The following is a 21711-nucleotide window of genomic DNA, read 5'->3' as shown; positions in this document are numbered from 1 at the left end:
TTGAATTATGAGGTTATTTGTAGGGTTTTCGAGAAGTCTGGGGCGTAATGGGTGGTTCCGGGGTATTCGACGCGCCAGGAGCCGCCGGTCCTGTTGGCGATCGTCTTGGCGAACGTGCCTTCCGAGGTGGTGGTCGCCGTCCCCGCCCGCTCCCAGGCGGACGCCTCGTCCTTGCGCCACTGGATCTCGACCTGCTGCTCGGCGAACGGCGAGTAGTCGGTGTACCCGCGCGGGTTCACCCTGTTCAGCAAGCCCGTCAGGCGGACCGCGCGGGAGCCTGAGGCCCTGTCCGCCTGCACGGCCGACAGTTTCGTCTCCCGCCTGAGCTGGAAGGACGCGTAGCGGGTCAGCGTCTCACCGTCGGCTCCCCTGGCCGTCGCGGTGACCGTCCAGGTTCCGGCCGGGTAGTAGCGGGTCAGGGCCTTGTCGGGCAGGAAACGCCAGGTCTCCCAGCCCTCGCCGCGGGCCTCGCGGCGCCCTTCCGGCCCGGACGTCATCTCCGGCGACCTCGGCTGCGGCCTCGGGGCCTGGGGCGCGGGAGGGCCGATCACGTCGGCCGCGGCGCCCGGCCCCGGATCCTGCCACTCGGACCCGATCACCGGCCCCGGCGGCGTGCCCGGCTCCACGCTGATGGTGACGCCGTTCTTGCCCCGCGCTCCCCTGGCCACCACGTCCACCAGCAGGCGGATCGAGTTGTCGGGGGTGACCACCGGTTCGGCGGGCCGCACGTTGATCTCTCGGATGGACAGCTCGGTCGCGGCAGAGGACGCCGGCACGGGCACCATGAGCGCCCCCGTCGCGAGCGAGACGAGAAGAAGACTTCGGGTCATGGTCGCGACGCTAGGAAGCACGCGGCAATGGCCAGGGTCACGACACACGCCCCGAAGGGCAAAACGTTGGGTCAGTCCGCGTACAGGCCGGCTATGAGGTCGGCGTACCTGGCGTGGATGACCCGCCGCTTCAGCTTCAGGCTGGGCGTCAGCTCGGACGTCTCGGCCGTCCACTCGGTGCCGAGCAGCGCCCACCGCTTCACCTGCTGCACCCGGGCGAGCTTGGCGTTGGCCGCCTCGACCGCCGCCTGGACCTCCTTGAGGACGTCCGGATGCGCGGCCAGGTCCGCCGGCGACGTGAACGCGATGCCGCGCGCCCGCGCCCAGCCCGGCGCGACCTCCCCGTCGAGCGTGAGGACCGCGACCGGGTAGGGCCGGTTGTCGCCGTAGGCGAGCGCCTGCCCGATGAGGACGTGCTCCTTGAGGTGATTCTCGATCTCGGCGGGCGAGACGTTCTCCCCGCCCGAGGTGATGATCAGCTCCTTCTTGCGGTCGACGACCCGGTAGAAGCCGTCGGCGTCGACGGAGCCGATGTCGCCGGTGTGCAGCCAGCCGTCGGCGTCGATCAGTTCGGCGGTGGCCTCGGGCTTGTTCAGGTAGCCGGTGGTGTTGAGCGGGCTGCGGGTGAGGATCTCGCCGTCGTCGGCGAGCCGGACCTCGACGCCGGGCTCGGCCCTGCCGACGCTGCCCAGCCGATAGCAGGACGGGCTGTTGCCGGTGAAGGCGCCGGTCGTCTCGGTCATGCCGTACACGTCGACGACCTTCAGCCCGAGCCCGGCGAAGAAGTGCCGCACCTCGTCCGGCAGCGGGGCGGCGCCGGTGGCGGTCCACTCGGCGCGGTCGAAGCCGATCAGCCCGCGGATCGCCGACAGCGCCGCGGCGTCGGCCCGCTCGTAGGCGGCGGCGATCTCGGGGGTGACGGCCCGGCCGTACTGGCCGGCCTCGACGTAGGCGGCGCCGGCCGCCATGGCCTGGCGGACGGCGTCCTGCCGCTCCTGCGGCTGGGCGGCCAGGACGGCCCGCAGGCGGGCCGCCATCTTCTCCCACACGCGCGGCACGCCGAAGAACAGCATCGGCCTGACCTGCCCGAGCGTGGCGCCCAGGTCGGCCAGGTCGGTGCAGAAGTACACGTGCGAGACCTTCACCAGCGGCAGGTAGAGGCTGAGCACCCGCTCGGCGATGTGCGCGTAGGTCAGGTAGGAGATCTGGGCGCCCTCCATGGGCAGGGAGGTCATCCGGTCGGTCGACTCGACCTCGTACAGGACGTTGCGGTGGGTGAGCGGGACGCCCTTGGGCAGGCCGGTGGTGCCCGAGGTGTACAGCACGGTGACGACGTCGTCGGGGGTGACGGCGCGCCATCGGGCCTCGACCGCGGCGGCGTCGGCGCTCAGCGAGGCGCGTCCGAGCTCCAGGAAGTCCTGCCAGGTCATGAACGGCTCGCCGTCGGGGGCGCCGTCGAGCATGATGATCTTCCGCAGGCCGGGCAGCCGGTCGAGGACGGGCTGCCAGCGGGCCAGGTCCGCGGGCCCACCCAGGACGGCGAACCTGGCGCCGACGTCGGCGGCGACGAAGGCGATCTGGTCGGGCGCGAACGTGGAGTACACGGTGCAGCCGACGCCGCCCGCGTGCACGGCCCCGAGGTCGGCCAGCACGTGCTCGCTCCTGTTGACCATCATCAGCGCCACCGGCTCGCCGGGGCTCAGCCCGAGAGCGGCGAATCCGGCCGCGATCTCCAGCACCCGCTGCCGCGCCTCGCCGTAGGTCAGCGTGGTCCAGCCGCCGGGCACGGGATCGGAGTAGGCCGGAGACCCGGGGTGCTGTTCGGCGAGCCACCTGAGCTGCTCGCACACGGTACGGCCGGCGATCAGGCCGGAGATCTCGGCACGGACTTCGAGGACATCGGCCACGGCACCCGCCTCCAGTCGGCATTCACGTGTGGCACGCATCGCACCACACGACCGGGGTAGCGACAAGCCCCAACCGGGAAAGCGGGGGCGCTGTCACCTAGAGTGGTCAACCACCTGCGAAACGTGTCGGGGGGCGCGGATGAGCAACGGCGAAAGGACGTTCTTCGGGCATCCGTGGGGCCTGGCGACCCTGTTCGGCACCGAGATGTGGGAGCGCTTCAGCTGGTACGGCCTGCGCGCCATCCTCGCCACGTTCATGGCCGCCTCCCCCGCCAACCACGGCCTGGGCCTGAGCGAGCAGACCGCGACGGCCGTGGTCGGCCTCTACGGCGCGCTGATCTACCTGGCGGCGCTGCCGGGCGGCTGGATCGCGGACCGCTTCCTCGGCCCGCGCAGGTCGGTGCTGCTGGGCGGGTCCACCATCATGTGCGGCCACATCAGCATGGCCGTACCCGTCACCGGATCGTTCCTGATCTGGCTGGGCCTGCTGCTCATCATCTCCGGCACCGGGCTGCTCAAGCCGAACATCGGGGTCATGGTCGGCAAGCTCTACAGCGAGGAGGAGGACGGCCGCAGGGACGCCGGCTTCTCGGTGTTCTACCTCGCGATCAACCTCGGCGCGTTCTTCGCCCCGATCGTGGTCGGCTGGCTGGCCACGGGCAACCGCTGGCACCTGGCCTTCGGCGCCGCCGCGGTGGGCATGGCGCTGGGCCTGCTCGCGTACGTCCTGGGCCGGGGCTCGCTCAGGGGCGTCGGCGAACAGCCCGGCCTTCCGCTGACCCCCTCCGAACGCCGTCACGCCGTGCGGATCATCCCGCTGGCCGTGTTCGCGGCCGTGGTGGCGATGGCGGCCTGGGCGGCGTCGGGGACGCTCACGCTCGACAGGTTCGCGCTGGCGGTGACCGCCCTCATCCTGGCGGTGCCGGTGGTCTACTTCAGCTACATCCTGCTCGGCAGCCACGACCTGTCGGAGGACGAGAAGTCGCGGATGAAGGCCTACGTCTGGCTGTTCGCGGCCGCCGCGATCTTCTGGACGGTCTACGACCTGGCGCCCAGCAAGCTGCTGTTCTTCGCCCAGAAGAACACCGACCTGATGCTGTTCGGCGTGCACATCCAGGCGGCCACCACGCAGGCGTTCAACCCGCTGTTCATCATGATCTTCGTGCCGGTGTTCGCCGCGCTCTGGACGAAGCTGGGCACGCGCGTGAGCACCCCGCAGAAGTTCGCGTTCGCGCTGGTCACGGTGGGGTTGAGCTTCGTGGTGATGGCGGTGGCGGCGAGACTGGCCGAGAGCGGCAAGGTGTCGGTGTGGTGGCTGGTGCTGGTCTACCTCATCCAGGTCTTCGGCGAGCTGTCGCTCAGCCCGGTCGGGCTCTCGGTCACCACGAAGCTCGGGCCGCGGGCGTTCAAGGGGCAGATGCTGGGCATCTGGTTCATCTCGATCTCGGTGGGCGACGCGGTCGGCGGCCAGACCGGGCGGCTCAGCGCGGTCGTCTCCGAACCCGCGTACTACCTGGTCCTGGCCCTGGTCGCGATCCTCGCCGGGCTGGTCCTGTTCCTGTTCACCCGCAGGCTGCGGCACCTGATGTCCGAGCACCATCCCGGTTCCGTGCCGCCCGTGCCGTGAACGCCATCCGGTAAGAATGGCGAACGTGTCAGAACTTCTCGACCTTGTCGGAATCTTCGTCTTCGCCCTGTCCGGCGCGCTGATGGGCGTGCGCAAGCGACTCGACGTGGTCGGGATGGCGGTGCTCGCCGAGTTCACCGCGCTGGGCGGCGGCGTGGCCCGCGACCTGATCCTGAACGTCCGCCCGGCCGCCTTCCAGAGCCTGGGCTACGTGCTGGTGCCGCTGGCGGCCACGATGATCGTGTTCTTCTGGCATCCGCACGTGGCCAAGGGGATGCCCGTCATCCTGGTGCTGGACGCCGCGGGCCTGGGCCTGTTCTGCGCGGTCGGCACGGAGAAGGCGCTCGACTACGGCCTGAGCCCGCTGCACGCCGCCCTGCTGGGCGTCACCACGGCCGTCGGGGGCGGCATGCTGCGGGACGTGCTGGCCGGCGAGATCCCAGCACTGCTGTACGACCGGCAGTTGTACGCGGTGCCGGCGATGCTCGGCTCGCTGGTGATGGCCGGGCTCTACCTGGCCGACCTGCACGGCTGGCCGGCCACCCTGGCCTCGGCGGTGCTGGCCTTCGGGCTGCGGGCCGCGGCGATGCGCTTCGGCTGGCGGGCTCCGCTGGCCAGGGGCGTCACACCATGGGAATGAGCGTGTCGGGCACGGGCCTGGCGCCGACGGGCCCGCGCTCGTGGGCGACGGCGAGCCTGCCGACGGCCTCGGTGAGCGTCTGGGGCGGCAGCGTGTACGGCAGCCGCACGTAGCCGTCCAGGGTGCCTTCGAGCCCGAACCAGGGGCCGGGCGCGAGCCGTACCCCGTGGCAGGCCGCGGCCTCGGCGAGCGTGGTGGCGCAGCCCCTGTCGAGGCGCACCCACAGCGTGCCGCCGCCGCGCGGGACGGTGAAGCTCCACTCGGGCAGCCGCTCGCGCAGCCCCGTGACCAGCGCGTCGCGGGAGGCGCCCAGCGTGCGGCGGCGCTCGGCTCTGGTCTCCTCCAGGCGGTCGAACAGCCGGGCCACCACGAGCTGCTCCAGCACCGGGCTGGCGATGTCCACGATCGCCCGGTGCACGGCCAGGCGGCGGGTGAGCGCGGCCGTGGCGCGGATCCAGCCGATGCGCAGGCCGCCCCACCAGAGCTTCGAGGCCGAGCCGATGGTGATCACCCGGCTGTCGGTGTCGAACGCGGCCATCGGCGCCGTCCTCGGCACGTCGTCCAGGGCCAGTTCCGACCAGGTCTCGTCGATGACGAGGGTGGTGTCGAACCGCCTCGCGGCGCCGACCAGGGCGGCCCTCGTGGCGTCGTCCATGAGCGCGCCCGTCGGGTTGTGGAAGTCGGGCATCAGGTAGGCGACGCGGGCGGCCGACTGGCGCAGCGCGCAGGTGACCAGGTCCACCTGCCAGCCCTCGTGCGAGATGCCGACGGGCACCAGCCTGGCGCCCCGGTGGCGGGCCACGTCGATGGCGTGCGGGTAGGTGGGCGACTCGATCACCACCGGGTCGCCGGGGCCGACGAGCAGGCTGCCGACGAGCTGGATGGCGTGCTGGGAGCCGGTGGTGACGAGGATCTGCTCCGGCCTGGTGGCCAGGCCGCGGGCGGTGTAGCGGGCGGCGATGCGCTCTCTGAGCTGCGGCAGGCCCATCGGGTCGTAGCCGTTGCCCATGCCGTACCTCGGCAGGTCCTCGACCGCCCCGGCCATCGCCTCACGCAGCGCGGCGGGGGCGGCGGGGGCCGCGCAGTGCAGCTGGATCATCCCGTCGCCGTCGGTGGACAGCCACGGGTTCTCGGCGGCGAAGGCCGGGTCGGGCAGCGTCGTCCAGCTTCCCGAGCCCTGCCTGCTCTCCAGGTAGCCCTGCTCGCGCAGCAGGTCGTAGGCGGAGGTGACGGTGGTGCGGCTGACGTTCAGCGCGGCCGCCAGGTGCCGCTCGGCGGGCATCCGCACCCGGACGGGCAGCTGCCCGTCCAGGACGAGCGCGCGCACCGAGGCCGCCAGCGCCCGGTAGTACGGTCGCGTGCCCGGGTCGACGTCGACCAGCCGCGCCACCTGGGACGCCGACAGATACCGCATGAGGCCACTTTTCACGATTGGCCCTGTTTTGGCAAACAGCTGGCCTGCCATTCTGTGACCACTATGAGCGAAGCGACGGTCCCCGCCCTCGGCCCCCTGCCTGCCCGCCTGGCCCGCCTCTACGGCGGCCTGGCGCTGTACGGCGCGGGCATCGGCCTCCAGGTCGAGTCGGGGCTGGGCAACGACCCCTGGGACGTCTTCCACCAGGGCGTGGCCTTCAAGGCCGGTCTGTCCATCGGCACGGTCATCATCCTGGTCGGCGCGCTGGTCATGCTGCTGTGGATCCCGCTGCGTCAGCGGCCGGGCGTCGGCACGATCAGCAACGTGATCTTCCTCGGGCTGTTCGCCGACGCCACCATCTTCCTGCTGCCCGCCCCGGGACACTGGGCACTGAGCTGGCTCTACCTGGTGCTCGGCGTGGTGTCGGTCGCGCTGGCGACGGTGCTGTACATCAGCGCGCGGATGGGACCGGGACCGCGTGACGGGGTCATGACGGGGCTGGTCCGGATGGGGCTGTCGGTGCGGCTGGCCCGCTTCCTCATCGAGATCACCGTGCTGGCGGTCGGCTGGCTGCTCGGCGGCACCGTCGGCATCGGCACCCTGGTGTTCGCGCTGGCCATCGGCCCGCTGACCCAGCTGTTCACCCGCTGGTTCCCCCTGACGTGATCACGCGGCCGGATCCGACATGACGCGACGTGATCGGACCTGGCCGCGTGATCGCCCTCTCGCGGTACCGTCGAGGGCATGCGGATCGAGGACTATGCGCTCATCGGGGACATGCAGTCTGCCGCTCTGGTCGCCAGAGACGGCTCCATCGACTGGCTCTGCCTCCCCAGGTTCGACTCGCCCGCCTGCTTCGCCGCGCTGCTCGGCAGCGAGCGAAACGGCCACTGGTGGCTCGGTCCCACCGGCAGGCAGCCCGCCACCCGCCGCCGCTACCGGCCCGACACACTCATCCTGGAAAGCGAGTGGGACACCCCCACCGGCACCCTGCGCGTGATCGACTTCATGCCGCCACGCGACGTCAACCCCGACGTGGTGCGCATCGTGGAGGGCGTCTCCGGGACGGTCGAGGTCTCCACCACCCTGAGGGTCCGCTTCGACTACGGCCGCATCGTCCCCTGGGTGCGGCGCACCGACGGGCACCTGCAAGCCATCGGAGGGCCCGACTCGGCCTGGATGCACTCCCCCGTCCCGCTCAAGGGGGGCGACTACGCCCACCGCGCGACCTTCCACGTCAAGGAGGGCGAGCGGCTGTCGTTCGTGTTCACCTGGCACCCGTCCCACGAGCCGATGCCGGCGCAGATCCACTGCGAGAACCAGCTCGAGGAGACCGAGGCGATGTGGGCCGACTGGGTCGCCCGGTGCACCTACGAGGGGCCGTACCGCGAGGCCGTGGTCCGCTCCCTGATCACCCTCAAGGCGCTTACCTACGCCCCCACCGGCGGCATCGTGGCGGCTCCCACGACGTCCCTGCCCGAGGATCTGGGAGGCGTGCGCAACTGGGACTACCGCTACTGCTGGCTACGCGACGCGACGATGACCCTCGACGCGCTGATCGGCTCCGGCTACCTCGACGAGGCGGCGGCCTGGCGCGCCTGGCTGCTGCGCGCGATCGCGGGCAGGCCCCAGGACCTGCAGATCATGTACGGCGTCGCGGGCGAGCGGCGGCTGACCGAGCTCCAGCTCGGCTGGCTCGACGGCTACGAGGACTCACGCCCCGTCAGGATCGGCAACCAGGCGGTCAACCAGCTTCAGCTGGACGTCTACGGCGAGGTGATGAACTGCCTCTACGAGTCCAGGGCGATGGGGCTGCCGCCCGACGACCGGGCCTGGTCGATCCAGCGCGAGCTGCTCGACTACGTGGAGGACCACTGGCACGAGCCCGACGAGGGCCTGTGGGAGGTGCGCGGCCCGCGCAGGCACTTCACCCACTCCAAGATGATGTGCTGGGTGGCTCTGGACCGCGCCGTGAAGTACGTGCAGGAGTTCGGCCGCACCGGCCCGGTCGACCGGTGGCTGGCGCTGCGCGACACCATCCACGCCGAGATCTGCGACAAGGGCTACGACCCCCGCCGCAACACCTTCACCCAGTCGTACGGGTCCACCGAGCTGGACGCGTCGCTGCTGATGATGCCGAGCGTGGGCTTCCTGCCCCCTGACGACCCCCGGGTGAGGGGGACGGTGGCGGCGATCGAGAAGGAGCTGATGTCCGACGGCTTCGTGCTGCGCTACCCGGTGGCCGCCGACAACGACGTCGACGGGCTGCCGGGCGGCGAGGGCGCGTTCCTGGCGTGCAGCTTCTGGCTGGTCGAGGTGATGGCCAAGCAGGGCCGCAAGGAGGAGGCCACGCAGCTGTTCGAGCGGCTGCTCGCGCTGCGCAACGACGTGGGGCTGCTGGCCGAGGAGTTCGACCCGCGCTACGGCAGGCAGGTCGGCAACTTCCCGCAGGCGTTCTCACACGTGCCGCTCATCCTCGCGGCCCGGGCCCTGTCCTAGACGGCCAGGCGGGCCAGGACTCTGGCGAACTCGGGCGGCGGCGCCACGACGAGCCGGGTCTGGCCCGCCTGCAGCACGATGTCGGCCCTGATGAGGGTCAGGCGGCCCTGATGCCACCAGTACACCTGGGGGCTGAGCCCGTCGGTGCGGGCGGCGTGCACGCGCAGCCGTTCGAGCGCCCTGACCACGCCGATGCCGTCGACCGGGTGCACGATCAGCGTGTAGGGGTCGGGCAGCACCACGAGGACGCCGTCGGGCGGCACCGTCAGGTACTCCCCGAGCCAGCGCAGGTGCGTGGCGGCCGACGGGGTGTGGCCGGTCAGGCGGGTGACGGGGGTGCCCGACAGCTCGATCGTCTCGACCGACAGCGGCTCGTCGCGCCGGACGTTGGCGACGGCCTGCTCCAGCGCCTCCGCCGACGGCACCGGCCAGCACCCGGCCTCCTCCGGACGCACCAGCCGGGAGCCGGACGTCAGCAGCTCCACCAGGTCGGCGTTGAGGTGACGCCCCACGACCCTGGTCAGGTCGGGCACCTCGTCGACCGCTTCGACCCGGGTGCGCAGCAGCGGCCCGGCCTGAGCCAGGTCGCAGACGTCGAACTGCTCGTCGGCGGTGGCCACGACGTGCGCGAGGTGCTCGGAGACCAGCATCGGCCAGTCCTCCCTGGCCCTGCGCCCGGCCTCGCGGCGCAGCCCGGTGAGCATGACGCGGATCTGCCGGCCGCCGCCGAGCGTCAGGGAGGCGCCGTCGGGAGCGAAGGAGCAGCTGTGCCCGAGGGACTCGGCGACGAGCGCGAGAAGCGAGTCGAGGTCGACGTCCTCGATCGGCCTGCGTGAGGGTTCCCGGTCACGCTTGAACACGTTCACGCGCCGCGTCCCTTCTACCGGTTCTGTCCGATTTGTCCCTGTCCGTCTGTCTCTCTACCTTGCCTGCTGCTCGTCGCGGAACTGACCAGACAGCGAGCACGATTCGGTATCGATAACCCCAAGAGCCCCAAGCCACACGCTCAGCTGCGGGGTGCCGTGACCGACCGGCAGGCCCGCCAGGATCGGCACGCCGAGCGGCAGCAGCCGGTCGCGCAGCACCGGGTAGGGATCGCCGCAGTCGACCCACGAGCCGAGCACGATGCCGCGCACGCCGGTGAAGGCGCCCGCCTGCAGCAGCTGGGTGAGCATGCGGTCGATCCGGTACGGCTCCTCGCCGATGTCCTCCAGCAGGACGATCTTCCCGTCGAACGACGGGTGGTGGCGGGTGCCGCACATCGAGGCGAGCAACGACAGGTTACCGCCGGTCAGCACCCCCTCGGCCGTGCCCGGTGACAGCACGCGGTCGCCGGGGACCGGCTGCGGCGTGCCGAACAGGGCCGCCTGGAAGTGCTCCCAGCCGCGCGGCTCGGGCCCCTGCCCGCCGGCCATCTCGCCGCAGGCGGGCATCGGCCCGTGCAGGGTCGGCACGCCCAGCTCGATCCCGAACGTGTGGTGCAGCGCCGTGATGTCACTGGATCCCAGCAGCACCTTCGGCCCCGCCGCGCGCATGGCGTCCCAGTCGAGCAGGTCGAGCAGCCTGGCCGCGCCGTACCCGCCCCTGGAGCAGAACACCGCGGAGACGTCCGGATCGCACCAGGCGGCCTGTAGGTCGGCGGCGCGGGCGGCGTCGGAGCCCGCCAGGTAGTCGAGCTCCTGCCGGTCGAGCGCGTGCGGGCCGAGCACCACCTTCAGCCCGAGCCCCTCCAGGCGCTCGGCTCCGCGCCTGAGCTGGTCGGGGTCGGGTGTGCCTGACGGCGAGACGATCGCGACGGTGTCACCTGGCTGCATCGATCAACTCCTTGACGAGCGTGGGCAGAGCCTCGCCGATCGGCTCGTTGATCACCTGGTCGGCGAAGGGGTCGTAGGGCGTGGGCTGGGCGTTGACTATCACCAGCCGGGCTCCGGCGTCGAGCGCCTCGCCGCACAGGCTCGCGGCGGGATGGACGGTCAGCGAGGTGCCGACGGCCAGGAACACCTCACAGGAGCGGGCCGCGTCGAGCGCGGCCTCCAGGACGTCCGGCTTGAGCGACTGGCCGAAGGAGATCGTGTTGGCCTTCTGGACGCCGCCGCAGCGCGGGCAGGGCGGGTCGTCCTCGCCGGCGGCCACCCGGTCGAGCACCTCGCGCATCGGCGTGATCAGGTCGCAGGAGACGCACTCGACGCGGAAGAGCGTCCCGTGGATCTCGATGACCTTCTCCGGAACCGAGCCCGCGCGCTGGTGCAGCCCGTCGACGTTCTGCGTGACGAGAGCCCGCAGCAGCCCGGCGCGCTCCAGCTCGACCAGGGCGCGGTGCCCGGCGTTGGGCTCGGCGTTCCAGGCCGGATGGTCGCGCCTGGCCAGCCACGACCTGCGCCTGACGTCGGGGTCTGCCAGGTAGCTCTCCAGCGTGACGAGGGCCTGGGCGGCGGGGTTCTTGGTCCACACGCCCTGCGGCCCGCGGAAGTCGGGAATCCCGGAGTCGGTGGAGATGCCCGCGCCCGTGAGCACCGTCACCGCGGATGGCTCGTTCACCTGGCAAACGGTGTCACACTTGCATGCGGTATGCGACTTCCGCCCCACATCCTCGTGGTCAACGGCATCAAGGTCCGCCGGCCGGTCTTCCTGCTCGGAGCACCGCATTCAGGCGCGGACCTGCTCGGCCGCGCCCTGAAACGGTCCCCCGGCTTCCACGTGACGATGGGCCGCGCGTGCGTGGCGCACGTGGTGTACGCCTTCGCCCGCAAGCCGTCGATCGCCCGCACCACCGGGGCGACCCGGGTGCTGCGCGACGCGCTGTCGGAGTCGTGGCAGGTGCTGCCCGGCTCGTGCGGGCAGTGCGCCGAGTCGTGCAGGGAGGCGGGCGGCGTCACCGCCGCCGGCCCCTGCGTGGCCACCGGCGAGGTGACCCGGTTCGGCGACGCCGGCCCCGACCTGCTCTACAGCGCGCAGGTGCTGCTGCAGGCCTTCCCCGACGCCCGGTTCGTGCAGCTCATCCGCGACGGCCGCGACGTGACCGCGGACATGCTCGCCGACCCGGCGTGCCTGGCCTGGTTCAAGCCGGGGATGCTGGGCGAGCAGACCGAGTTCCCCAACGCGTTCCTGGGCGTCAACCGCGACGAGCACCGCGACAGGTGGAAGGGCATGCCGATCGCGGGCAAGTGCGCCCTGCGCTGGCGCAGCGCCGTGCGCCTCAGCGCCACCCTGCGCAAGGACCTGCCGGAAGACCAGCTCCTCACCCTGCGCTACGAGGACCTGGTGCTGCGGCCCGCCCAGTCGGTGGCGACGCTGGCGGAGTTCCTGGAGACCCGCGTCTCCAAGGTCGCCCTGTACGGCAGGAGCGCCGAGGCCGGCTCCTGGCGCACCCGGTTGCGCCCCGGCGACCTCCAGCTCGTGGAGAAGGTCGCCAGGGAGGAGCTCAACCGGCTGGGCTACCTGAAGAGCTGAACTGGGTGCGGTACAGCTCGGCGTACAGGCCGCTGCGCGCCAGCAGCTCGTCGTGGCCGCCGCGCTCGGCGATGCGGCCGTCCTGCACGACGAGGATCTCGTCGGCCTCCCTGATCGTCGACAGCCGGTGCGCGATGACCAGCGAGGTGCGCCCCTGCAGCGCCGTCTTCAGCGCCTGCTGCACCGCCGCCTCCGACTCCGAGTCGAGGTGCGCGGTGGCCTCGTCCAGGACGACCACGCGCGGCGCCTTCAGCAGCAGCCTGGCCAGGGCGAGGCGCTGCTTCTCACCGCCCGACAGCCGGTAGCCGCGGTCGCCGACCACGGTGTCGAGCCCCTCGGGCAGCGCCTCGACGAGCTCGCCGATCTGCGCGGCCCTGAGAGCCTCCCAGACCTCCTCGTCGGTGGCCCCGGGCCTGGCGTAGCGGAGGTTGGCCCCGATCGTGTCGTGGAAGAGATGAGCGTCCTGCATGACCACGCCCACGGTGTCGCGGAGCGAGGCGAGGGTGGCCTCGCGCACGTCGAGCCCGTTGATCCGCACCGCGCCCTCGTTGACGTCGTAGAGCCGCGAGACCAGCGAGGTGATCGTGGTCTTGCCCGCGCCCGAGTGGCCGACCAGCGCGATCAGCTGGCCGGGCTTGGCGGTGAACGAGACGCCCTTGAGCACCGGGTGCGAGGGGCCGGTGTCCTGTCTGGCCACCGACTCCAGTGAGGCCAGCGACACCTCCTCGGCCGCCGGGTAGCGGAAGCGGACGTCGTCGAACTCGATCGTCACCGGCCCGTCGGGGACCGGCTCGGCGTCCGGCCGCTCCGACACCATCGGCCGCAGGTCGAGGATCTCGAAGACGCGGTCGAAGCTGACCAGCGCGGTCATCACGTCCACGTGCACGTTCGACAGGGACGTGAGGGGGCCGTACAGCCGCATCAGCAGCGCGGCCAGCGCCACCAGCGTGCCCAGCTCGAACACGCCGCCCACGGCCAGCACGCCGCCGATGCCGTAGACCAGGGCGGTGGCCAGCGCCGCGACCAGCCCCAGCGCCACGCGGAACACCGTCCCGTACATGCCGACCGTGACGCCCACGTCGCGCACCCTGGCGGCGCGCCTGCCGAACACCTCGGCGTCGTCCTCCGGCCTGCCGTAGAGCTTGGCGACCATCGCGCCCGCCACGTTGAACCGCTCGGTGGTGACCGAGCTCATCTCGGCGTCGAGCTGCATCTGCTCGCGGGTGAGCGCCGACATGCGCCGCCCCACCCACTTGGCCGGGACGATGAAGATCGGCAGCAGCACCAGCGCGACCAGGGTCACCTGCCACGACAGCGCGAGCATCGCGCCCAGCACCAGCACCAGGCTGACCACGTTCGACACCACCGACGACAGCGTGCTGGTCAGCGCCCGCTGCGCGCCGATCACGTCGCTGTTGAGCCTGCTGACCAGCGCGCCGGTCTGCGCCCGCATGAAGAAGGCGACCGGCATGCGCTGGACGTGGTCGAACACCTCGGTGCGCAGGTCGTAGATCAGCCCCTCGCCGATGCGCGCGGAGAACCACCGCTGCATCAGCGTGAGCCCGGCGTCGAGCAGCGCGAGCGCGCCGATCGCCAGCGCCAGCCCGACCACGACGCCGGCCCGGCGGGGCAGGATGCCGTCGTCGATGATCGCCTTCATCAGCAGCGGGTTGGCGATCACGATGACCGCGCCCGCCACCACGAGCAGCAGGAACGCGGTGATCTGCTTGGTGTGCGGCCTGGCGTAGCGCGCGATGCGCCTGACCGTGCCGGGCGCGAGCCGCTGTTTGGTCACCGAGCCGTCGCGCCGCAACGACGTCCACACGTGGGGGCCGAAGCCCCCTCCCATCATCGCCATTCGGGGTCCTCCCCCGGTATGAGCGTCGCGGGGCCGCCGGACGATTCCCCGGTCAGCTCAGGGCGTAAGACCGTTCTCAACCGAACAGCGCTCTGAGCCGCTTGGCCTGTTCCGCTCCTTCTGCCGCACTCTGCTCCTCCAGGGTGCGCCCCCTCGCGCCCTGGAGCAGTCGCTTGGTAGCCGCCGCCGCGTCCCTGTTGGTCGACAGCAACTCCGCGATCTTGTCTTGCACGGCTTTCGCCAGGTCGCTCCTGGCGACCACCTTCTCGGCGAGGCCGATGCGCATGGCCTCGTCGGCCTCCACGGTACGGGCTGTCAGGCAGAGGTCGATCGCCTTGGCCAGTCCGACCAGCTCGACCAGCGGCTTGGTTCCCGTCAGGTCGGGCACCAGCCCCAGGGCCGGCTCCTTCATACAGAACTTGACGTCATTCGTGATGATTCTCAGGTCGCAGGCCAGTGCGAGCTGGAATCCGGCGCCGATCGCGTGCCCCTGTACGGCCGCGATGGAGACGATCTCCGGTCGACGCAACCACAGAAACCCTTGCTGGGCCTGTCGTAGCCGCTCCTCGAAGGCCGGGCCTTCAAGTGCGGCGGCCGAGCTGAACGAGCCCTGCCCGGGCACTCCTTCTGGTGTGAACATCCGCAGGTCGATCCCTGCTGAGAAGGACGGTCCCTCACCTTTCACGACGACGACACGTATCTGCTCCGGCAGGTTGCCACCGATGTCGGCCAGTGCCGACCAGGTGGCGAACGTCTGGGCGTTCCGCTTGTCCGGCCGGTTCAGCGTGATCGTCGCGATCTCACCGTCCACCTCGTAGCGCAGGCCGATCTCCGCCAGTGCTTCGGCTGAGACGTCCTCCGCGTTCCCCCCGCGCTGTTGTGGTGCCGCCGCTCCCGCCATCGCTCACTCCCTTTAGCTGCCCGTCGCGCCCGAGCCTACAGAATATGATTCTGGCCGGCTCGGGCGCGACGGTGGCTGACTGGGGACGAGCGGCTGCGGTCGCACGTTCCGAGGCGGCCGTCAGCGCTTGGACTTGCCTCGGGTCGCCCCTCCGCGCCCGCGCAGAGTCACGCCGGACTCGCTCAGGATGCGGTGGATGAACCCGTAGGACCGACCGGTCGAAGCCGCCAGGGCGCGGATGCTCTCGCCCGCGGCATAGCGCTTCTTGAGATCACCGGCCAGCTTCTCCCGGTCGGCCCCGGTGACCCGGGTGCCCTTCTTCAGTGTCTCGGCCACGAGTACCTCCTGTAGTGCCGGACTTCCGCAGCGTTACTCCGCCATGATCAGTCATTTCAGCGGGATCGGCTACCTACTCCACGGGAAAAGATCCGTACCCACTCAAATTAAGATCAGGCAAGTGCCACCAGATCGGAAAATTCATCGCTCCAAGCGTCTTCAGTTCCGTCTGGCAGCAAGATCACCCTATCCGGTGAAAGGGCGTCAACGGCACCCTCGTCATGCGTAACCAGGACGATTGCTCCTGAATAGGACCTCAGAGCGTTGAGGACCTGCTCGCGGCTGACCGGGTCGAGGTTGTTCGTGGGCTCGTCGAGCAGCAGGACGTTGGCGCTCGACAGCACCAGCATGGCAAGCGCGAGCCGGGTCTTCTCGCCACCTGACAGGACTCCGGCGGGCTTGTCGACGTCGTCGCCGGTGAACAGGAACGAGCCGAGCACCTTGCGCAACTCGGTGTCGGTGAACGTGCCGCCCGCCGACTGCATGTTCTCCAGGAGGGTGCGGCCGCTGTCGAGGGTCTCGTGCTCCTGGGCGTAGTAGCCGATCTTCAGACCGTGACCGGGCTTGAGCGCGCCGGTGTCGGGCGTCTCGATCCCGCCGAGCAGTCGCAGCAGCGTGGTCTTGCCGGCGCCGTTGAGCCCCAGGATGACAACCCGGTGACCTCGGTCGATGGCCACACTGACGTCCGTGAACACCTCCAGCGACCCGTACGACTTGGACAGGTCTTCGGCCGTCAGCGGGGTTCGGCCGCACGGCTGCGGCTCGGGGAAGCGGAGCTTGGCGACCTTGTCGCCCTGGCGTTCCTCCTCGGTTCCGGCGAGCAGGCGGTTGGCGCGGCGCATCATGTCCTGGGCGGCCTTGGCCTTGGTGGCCTTGGCGCGCATCTTGTCGGCCTGGGCCAGCAGCGCGCCCGCCTGCTTCTCGGCGTTGGCGCGCTCGCGCTTCCTGCGCTTCTCGTCGGTCTCGCGCTGGGCGAGGTAGGCCTTCCAGCCGACATTGTAGTGATCGATCACGCTGCGGTTGGCGTCGAGGTGCAGGACCTTGTTGACCGTGGCTTCAAGAAGACCGACATCGTGACTGATGATCACCAAGCCGCCCTGATGCGATCGCAAAAAATCACGAAGCCACCCGATTGAGTCCGCATCTAGGTGGTTTGTCGGCTCGTCAAGTAGGAGAGTTTCCGCACCGCTGAAAAGAATGCGCGCCAATTCGACGCGCCTGCGCTGCCCGCCGGAAAGCGTTTCCAACGGCTGGCCGAGCACCCGGTCGGGCAGGCCGAGGCTGGAGGAGATCGACGCGGCCTCGGATTCGGCCGCGTAGCCGCCGAGGACGTGCATCTGATCCTCCAGGCGGCCGTACTGCCTGACCGCCTTCTCGCGGGTGCGCTCGTCGGCGGACGACATGGCGAGCTCGGCCTCGCGCAGCTTGCGCAGCACCTCATCCAGGCCCCTGGCCGACAGGATGCGGTCGCGGGCCAGCACCTGCAGGTCGCCGGTGCGCGGGTCCTGCGGCAGATAGCCGACGTTGCCCGAGGTGGTGACGGTGCCCGCGGCGGGCAGGCCCTCGCCCGCCAGCACCTTGGTCAGCGTGGTCTTCCCCGCGCCGTTGCGGCCGACGAGGCCGATCTTGTCGCCCGGGTTGACCCGGAAGGACGACTTCTCGATGAGCAGCCGCGCGCCCGCGCGCAGCTCGATGTCACTGGCGATGATCATGGTTGGACGAACACTCCCGGGCTAGGAAACGAGGGTTGGGGCGTGCTGCGCCGGTCAATCGGGAGTGTGCATACGGATCAGTGTATGGCCCCAGGCGGGAGTCCCACCTCAGGTCAGTCCTCGGGCAGGTGTTCGCCGACCAGCGCAGGTTCCGAATCGCGGCCAGGGCGTACTGCGCGGCGTCGCCGGTCGAGACGAACGACGCGTCCAGCACGGGGGCGAGCACGTGCGGCGCCTCCAGGACGGGTGGCACGCCAGTCTGGTTCGCGCTGGTTTTGAATCGGCTCAAACGCTCTCCGGCGGGTCACCGGGCAGCCGGGTGGCGGCGCTCGCCTGCATGCCGTCGAGTATCAGGTGCAGGAAGCGCACCGGCTGGGCGGCCACGTGCGCGGGCAGATCCGCGGGATGACAGGCGAAGAGGCTCATCAGCGACACCACGTCCTCGGTGTCGACGTCGGCGCGCATCCCGCCTTCGGCCTGGGCCCTGCGCACCAGCTCGTCGAGCCCTTCCAGCCAGCGCGTGCGCGCGACGGCGAACTCGGCCATGTCCAGGAACGTCTCGTCGGGCAGCTCGGCGAGCGAGGCGGCGAGCGCGGCCCGGCCGGGGTTCGCGGCCCACAGGACGAAGCCGCGCAGCCCGCTCCAGGCGTCGGGCGCGTTCGCCGCGGCCTCGAGCAGCGCCTCGGCCAGGGAGTGGACGTAGTGCTCGCCGATGGCCGCGATCAGCGCGTTGCGGTCAGGGAAGCGGCGGTAGAGGGTGCCGACGCCGACGCCCGCGCGGCGGGCGATCGCCTCCATGGGTGCTCCGACGCCGCGCTCGGCCATGACGGCGGCAGCCGCTTCGACGATCTTGTCCAGATTCCGCCTGGCATCCGCGCGCACCTACGACTCCAAAGTGGACGAATCGATTCCGGTTAGTGTACCGTCCGGCTAACCGGAATCCAATCTTCCGCTTAGGAGGACATGATGATCGTGGTAACCGGCGCCACCGGCTCGATCGGCAGGGCGCTCATCGACACGCTGCGCGGCGAGGAGGTCGTGGCCGTGGTGCGCCGTCCCGTGGACCTCGGCTGCGAGTACGTCCTGGGAGACTTCGACCGGCCGGAGACGATCGGGAAGGTGCTGTCGGCCGGCGACCGGCTGTTCCTCAACAGCTCCCTCTGGCCCGGCGTCGTCACCGCCCAGCAGGCCGTCATCGACCTGGCGCGGGAGGCGGGGGTGGCGCAGGTGGTGTCGGTCTCGGTGCGCGACGCCAGGCCGGGCGCGCCCCTCGGCGGCGGCGCCCACGGCGAGATCGACGCCCACCTCAGGCGCTCCGGCCTGCCCTGGTCGATCCTGGAGCCGACCGGGTTCATGCAGAACCTGCTCGCCGACGTGCGCGAGGGCCGCTTCTACGGCGCGTACGGCTCCGCCAAGGTCAACTACATCGACACCAGGGACATCGCGGACGTCGCCGCGGCCCTCCTGACACGCCCGGTCGGCGCGGACGCGACCTACGTGCTCACCGGCCCCGAGTCCCCGACGCACGCGGAGATCGCCGCCGCCATCACCGCCGCCCTCGGCCGGGAGGTCTCGTACGTCGACCTGCCGATCCCCGAGATGGCGGCCCACGCGGAACGCAGGGGCCTCCCCGGGCCCGTCGCCCTCGAGTTCGCCACCCTCATGGCGGAGATGGGGGACGCGCGCTGGTCAAGCCTCACCTCGACGGTCGAGGAGGTCACCGGCCGTCCACCGCGCACTCTCGCCACCTTCCTCGCCGACCACGCCACTGCCTTCCACCCCTAGCCACCCCACCACCTGCGCCGCCCTGCCGGCGCGGCGGCTCAGCCCGTCGAGGAGGGCGGGTCCACCACGCGGATCCGGACCGCCCGGAACTGCTTCGGGGCCTCCTTCAGGACCGCCAGCTTCGGGTCCGGCACGACCAGGAACGGCTCCGCCTCCAGGGCCAGCAGCGGCGCCATCCGGGGGTCGGCGCGCAGCGCGTCCACCGCCCTGCGGTCGCCGCCGAACACGACGGCGTCCAGGCCGTCGTCCGGTTCGGCGTCCGGGCCGGCGTCCGGGCCGGCGAGGTGCGGCGACAGCACGCGCAGCGCCGTCTCCGCCGCCGCCTCGAACGCCTGGCCCGCCTGGTTCTGCCTGCGCCTGGCGAAACGCTGCTGGGACCAGCCGCCCGCCGCCGTCCGTCCCTGCACCAGCCGGGACCCGACCTTGGACGCCACCAGCACGTCCCCCTCGAACACCCCGGCCGCGTACCCGCCGAGCCGCACCAGCACGACTCCCACGCGCCGTTCGGCCGCGGCGTGCGCGACGAGCCGGGTGATGTGCGGCGGGCCGGGCTTCATCGGCGGAAACGGCACGTGCAGCTCCGCCACCGCCCCGTCGGCGGCCAGCAGCCGCACGACGCGGGAGTCACCGGACGCCTCGAACGGGCCGTGCCGCCCGGCGAACCCGTCGATCCACGGATGGACCCTCTCGGGCACCACCGACACCCACCGCCCGCCCCCTTTGGCGGGTCGCCCACTCATGCGGGAAGGCTAACCCAGCCCGCGCGTCACTTCGGCGTCCACTGCGAGAACGGCTCCCGCACGTCGTGGGGCGAGTGGGCGAGGGCGGCGGGGTCGGGTTCGGCCGCCGTGACGTACGGGAGGTGGACGACGAGGTCGAAGGCGTCGAGCGGGCTCTGCTCGGCGTAGAAGGCGCCGGTGCCGGCGCGCTGCCGGGAGGCGGCGCGGACGGTCGTGGCGTCGGCCGGCGACAGCCGCCGCAGGTCGGTCGCGAAGGGTCCGTCGTGGCTCGCCGCCATGAGCGCCTCGAGGCTGCCGGGCTCGGGCGCCTGCATGGCCGTGAAGAGTTCGCCGGCGTAGAAGCCGGCTCCTGTGTTGAGGATCTGGCCGGTCCCCGAGGTCGTGCCGATGACGAGATAGTCGCTACCCAGCCGGTCGGCGAGGTGCATGCCCATCGAGGTCATCGCAGGCATGCCGGGAAGGGTGACGGGCCAGCGTTGGATGTGGCCGTTGTGTGCGGCCAGGACGATCCGGTCTTCCCTGCGCAGGATCCACTCGACCGTGTCCGCGATCTCGGCGTCGCGGGTGACCATCGCCGCCGGGTGGTCTCCGCGGGCCAGCTCGCGGGCGACGACGTCGAGGGTGACCGTGACGCGCAGCGAACGGAGCGCACGCTCGTAGGCGTCGGCGGTGGTCCGCCGGACGTAGTCCAGGCGCCGGCTCGTCATGCGCGCGGCGAGGCCGGCGAGACCCGCCGTGAGCGCGTCCTTGGCCTCGGGTGCGAGGTTCCCGTACGCGGCGAGGGCCGCGGGCGCGGAGAACGCGGACGACACCGCGAAGGCGGAGGCCGTCTCCCGGATGCCCGGGTCGGCCCGGAAGCCGGGATCGGCCTTCGCGAGGTAGGCGAGCACGGCGTCCAGACCGGGCAGCAGGGACACCATCGAGCCGGGCAGGTCGATCCCGTAGAAGCCGGCAGGGTGCGCGGCGGTGCGGTTGTGCTCCCGCATCCACCGCAGATGGGCGCCCATCTGCGTCCACAGCCCCATCAGTGACGTCATGCCGTTCGCCATGACCTGGCCGAGGTCGTCCTCGCCACCTCGGACCCAGTTGTCGACCTGCCACCCTTCGACGAAGCCGGTCTCCATCGCGTAGGCGCTGAACCCGTGCCGCTCGACCAGGTAGCGCAGCAGGCGGTGGCGGAGCTGGAAGAACTCGCGGTTGTAGTGCGCGCTCTCGCCGATCGCCACCACCCGCGCGTCGCCGATCGCCCGGTCCAGCCAGGCGAGGTCGTCGAGTGGCCCGCTCGGATCGAGCGTGCGCAGCGGCACCACCGCCTCGTCGCTCAGCCGAACCGTCGAGGTTTTCCCGGTCATCTCAAGCCTTCCCGTTGCATTCCCAATTTTGGGGACGGTACCAGATATGGGAACGTATGGGGATGGACACCCTCGAACTGCTCCTCCACCCGGTCCGGCTGCGCATCGTCCACGCCATGTCCGGCGGGCACACCCGCACCACGTCCGACCTGTGCGCCGGCCTGCCCGACGTCCCCAAGACCACCGTGTACCGGCACGTCGGCCTGCTGGCCGAGGCGGGAGTGCTCGAGGTCGCCGACGAACAGCGCGTCCACGGCGCCGTCGAACGCCACTACCGGCTACGCCGCGAGCGGACGGTGATCGACGCCGACGCGGCCGCGTCGATGTCCCTGGACGACCACCGCAGCGGGTTCGCCGCGGCCATGGCCGCCCTGCACGCGGAGTTCAACGCCTACCTCGACCGCGACGGAGCCGACCCCACCGCCGACTCCGTCGGCTACCGGCAGGGCACCGTCTGGCTCAGCCCCGAGGAACTCGCCGAGATGGTCGACGTGCTGCGCGACGTGGTCGTGTCCAGGTCGCGCAACAAACCCGCGCCGGGCCGCAGCCCCCACCTGCTGAGCGTGATCCTCTTCCCGGCGGACCAGGCCGGGCCCGACCCGCAAGCCGACCACCGCCCGTGAGCCCGCGCACGGCTCCAGCGAGTCCGGCGCCCCCACG

General features: G+C 71.2%; 20 protein-coding genes. 7 read left to right on the top strand and 13 right to left on the bottom strand.

Going from position 1 to position 21711, the window contains the following annotated elements; genetic code table 11:
* Window positions 1–5: 5 nt before the first annotated feature.
* Complete coding sequence (locus ABT294_RS33860) at window positions 6–830, bottom strand: hypothetical protein (protein ID WP_350810384.1); 825 nt, start codon at window positions 828–830, stop codon at window positions 6–8.
* A 71-nt stretch (window positions 831–901) separates the two neighbouring features.
* The gene (locus ABT294_RS33855; protein WP_350810383.1) at window positions 902–2737 is read right to left on the bottom strand and encodes an AMP-dependent synthetase/ligase; all 1836 of its coding nucleotides are present in this window, start codon (window positions 2735–2737) and stop codon (window positions 902–904) included.
* 139 nt (window positions 2738–2876) lie between these two features.
* Between ABT294_RS33855 and ABT294_RS33850 the strand changes: the two genes are divergently transcribed.
* Both ABT294_RS33850 and ABT294_RS33845 read left to right on the top strand, forming a co-directional pair.
* Complete coding sequence (locus ABT294_RS33850; protein WP_350810382.1) at window positions 2877–4364, top strand: peptide MFS transporter; 1488 nt, start codon at window positions 2877–2879, stop codon at window positions 4362–4364.
* A gap of 25 nt (window positions 4365–4389) precedes the next feature.
* Window positions 4390–5004 carry a trimeric intracellular cation channel family protein gene (locus ABT294_RS33845; RefSeq protein ID WP_350810381.1) on the top strand — a complete coding sequence of 205 codons (615 nt, stop codon included), beginning with the start codon at window positions 4390–4392 and terminating at the stop codon, window positions 5002–5004.
* Here the strand turns inward: ABT294_RS33845 and yczR are convergent.
* The gene (gene yczR / locus ABT294_RS33840; RefSeq protein ID WP_350810380.1) at window positions 4988–6418 is read right to left on the bottom strand and encodes a MocR-like transcription factor YczR; all 1431 of its coding nucleotides are present in this window, start codon (window positions 6416–6418) and stop codon (window positions 4988–4990) included. The two genes, ABT294_RS33845 and yczR, sit on opposite strands and share 17 nt — an antisense overlap.
* 63 nt (window positions 6419–6481) lie before the next feature.
* On the opposite strand from yczR, the gene yczE reads away from it, so the two are divergent.
* Window positions 6482–7084, top strand: coding sequence for a membrane protein YczE (gene yczE / locus ABT294_RS33835; RefSeq protein ID WP_350810379.1), 603 nt, complete (start codon window positions 6482–6484; stop codon window positions 7082–7084).
* Window positions 7085–7162: 78 nt separating this feature from the next.
* Window positions 7163–8917 carry a glycoside hydrolase family 15 protein gene (locus ABT294_RS33830; protein WP_350810378.1) on the top strand — a complete coding sequence of 585 codons (1755 nt, stop codon included), beginning with the start codon at window positions 7163–7165 and terminating at the stop codon, window positions 8915–8917.
* On the opposite strand, the gene ABT294_RS33825 is transcribed toward ABT294_RS33830, so the two are convergent.
* From ABT294_RS33825 to ABT294_RS33815, 3 genes are read right to left on the bottom strand one after another with little or no spacing between them, the layout of a single operon-like run.
* Window positions 8914–9783 (bottom strand): hypothetical protein, encoded by an 870-nt coding sequence (locus ABT294_RS33825; RefSeq protein ID WP_350810377.1) that lies wholly within the window; start codon window positions 9781–9783, stop codon window positions 8914–8916. The genes ABT294_RS33830 and ABT294_RS33825 overlap by 4 nt on opposite strands.
* Window positions 9784–9837: 54 nt before the next feature.
* Complete coding sequence (locus ABT294_RS33820) at window positions 9838–10731, bottom strand: S66 peptidase family protein (RefSeq protein WP_350810376.1); 894 nt, start codon at window positions 10729–10731, stop codon at window positions 9838–9840.
* Window positions 10718–11455, bottom strand: coding sequence for an SIR2 family NAD-dependent protein deacylase (locus ABT294_RS33815; RefSeq protein WP_350810375.1), 738 nt, complete (start codon window positions 11453–11455; stop codon window positions 10718–10720). The genes ABT294_RS33820 and ABT294_RS33815 overlap by 14 nt, the downstream gene beginning before the upstream one ends.
* A gap of 30 nt (window positions 11456–11485) precedes the next feature.
* On the opposite strand from ABT294_RS33815, the gene ABT294_RS33810 reads away from it, so the two are divergent.
* Complete coding sequence (locus ABT294_RS33810; RefSeq protein WP_350810374.1) at window positions 11486–12367, top strand: sulfotransferase; 882 nt, start codon at window positions 11486–11488, stop codon at window positions 12365–12367.
* On the opposite strand, the gene ABT294_RS33805 is transcribed toward ABT294_RS33810, so the two are convergent.
* The 5 genes from ABT294_RS33805 to ABT294_RS33785 all read right to left on the bottom strand — a co-directional run bounded on the left by ABT294_RS33805 (window position 12339) and on the right by ABT294_RS33785 (window position 18056).
* Window positions 12339–14225 (bottom strand): ABC transporter ATP-binding protein, encoded by a 1887-nt coding sequence (locus ABT294_RS33805; RefSeq protein WP_350810373.1) that lies wholly within the window; start codon window positions 14223–14225, stop codon window positions 12339–12341. The two genes, ABT294_RS33810 and ABT294_RS33805, sit on opposite strands and share 29 nt — an antisense overlap.
* A 76-nt stretch (window positions 14226–14301) precedes the next feature.
* Window positions 14302–15126 (bottom strand): enoyl-CoA hydratase/isomerase family protein, encoded by an 825-nt coding sequence (locus ABT294_RS33800; protein ID WP_350810372.1) that lies wholly within the window; start codon window positions 15124–15126, stop codon window positions 14302–14304.
* Between the two features lie 120 nt (window positions 15127–15246).
* Window positions 15247–15462 carry a helix-turn-helix domain-containing protein gene (locus tag ABT294_RS33795; RefSeq protein WP_020547488.1) on the bottom strand — a complete coding sequence of 72 codons (216 nt, stop codon included), beginning with the start codon at window positions 15460–15462 and terminating at the stop codon, window positions 15247–15249.
* 113 nt (window positions 15463–15575) lie between these two features.
* Window positions 15576–17174, bottom strand: coding sequence for an ABC-F family ATP-binding cassette domain-containing protein (locus ABT294_RS33790; protein ID WP_350810371.1), 1599 nt, complete (start codon window positions 17172–17174; stop codon window positions 15576–15578).
* Window positions 17175–17459: 285 nt separating this feature from the next.
* Entirely contained in the window at window positions 17460–18056 is a 597-nt protein-coding gene (locus ABT294_RS33785; protein WP_350810370.1) for a TetR/AcrR family transcriptional regulator, read from the bottom strand.
* A gap of 81 nt (window positions 18057–18137) precedes the next feature.
* On the opposite strand from ABT294_RS33785, the gene ABT294_RS33780 reads away from it, so the two are divergent.
* Window positions 18138–18959, top strand: coding sequence for an NAD(P)H-binding protein (locus tag ABT294_RS33780; RefSeq protein WP_350810369.1), 822 nt, complete (start codon window positions 18138–18140; stop codon window positions 18957–18959).
* A gap of 38 nt (window positions 18960–18997) precedes the next feature.
* Here ABT294_RS33780 and ABT294_RS33775 read toward each other — a convergent pair whose 3' ends face one another.
* Entirely contained in the window at window positions 18998–19699 is a 702-nt protein-coding gene (locus tag ABT294_RS33775; RefSeq protein WP_350810368.1) for an acVLRF1 family peptidyl-tRNA hydrolase, read from the bottom strand.
* A gap of 26 nt (window positions 19700–19725) precedes the next feature.
* Window positions 19726–21051 (bottom strand): erythromycin esterase family protein, encoded by a 1326-nt coding sequence (locus tag ABT294_RS33770; protein ID WP_350810367.1) that lies wholly within the window; start codon window positions 21049–21051, stop codon window positions 19726–19728.
* Between the two features lie 62 nt (window positions 21052–21113).
* On the opposite strand from ABT294_RS33770, the gene ABT294_RS33765 reads away from it, so the two are divergent.
* Window positions 21114–21674 carry a helix-turn-helix domain-containing protein gene (locus ABT294_RS33765; protein WP_350810366.1) on the top strand — a complete coding sequence of 187 codons (561 nt, stop codon included), beginning with the start codon at window positions 21114–21116 and terminating at the stop codon, window positions 21672–21674.
* The last annotated feature ends 37 nt before the right edge of the window (window positions 21675–21711 follow it).

Source organism: Nonomuraea sp. NPDC000554 (genome assembly GCF_040300065.1).
Classification (GTDB): Bacteria; Actinomycetota; Actinomycetes; order Streptosporangiales; family Streptosporangiaceae; genus Nonomuraea.
This window is presented reverse-complemented; position numbering and strand designations above follow the sequence as displayed.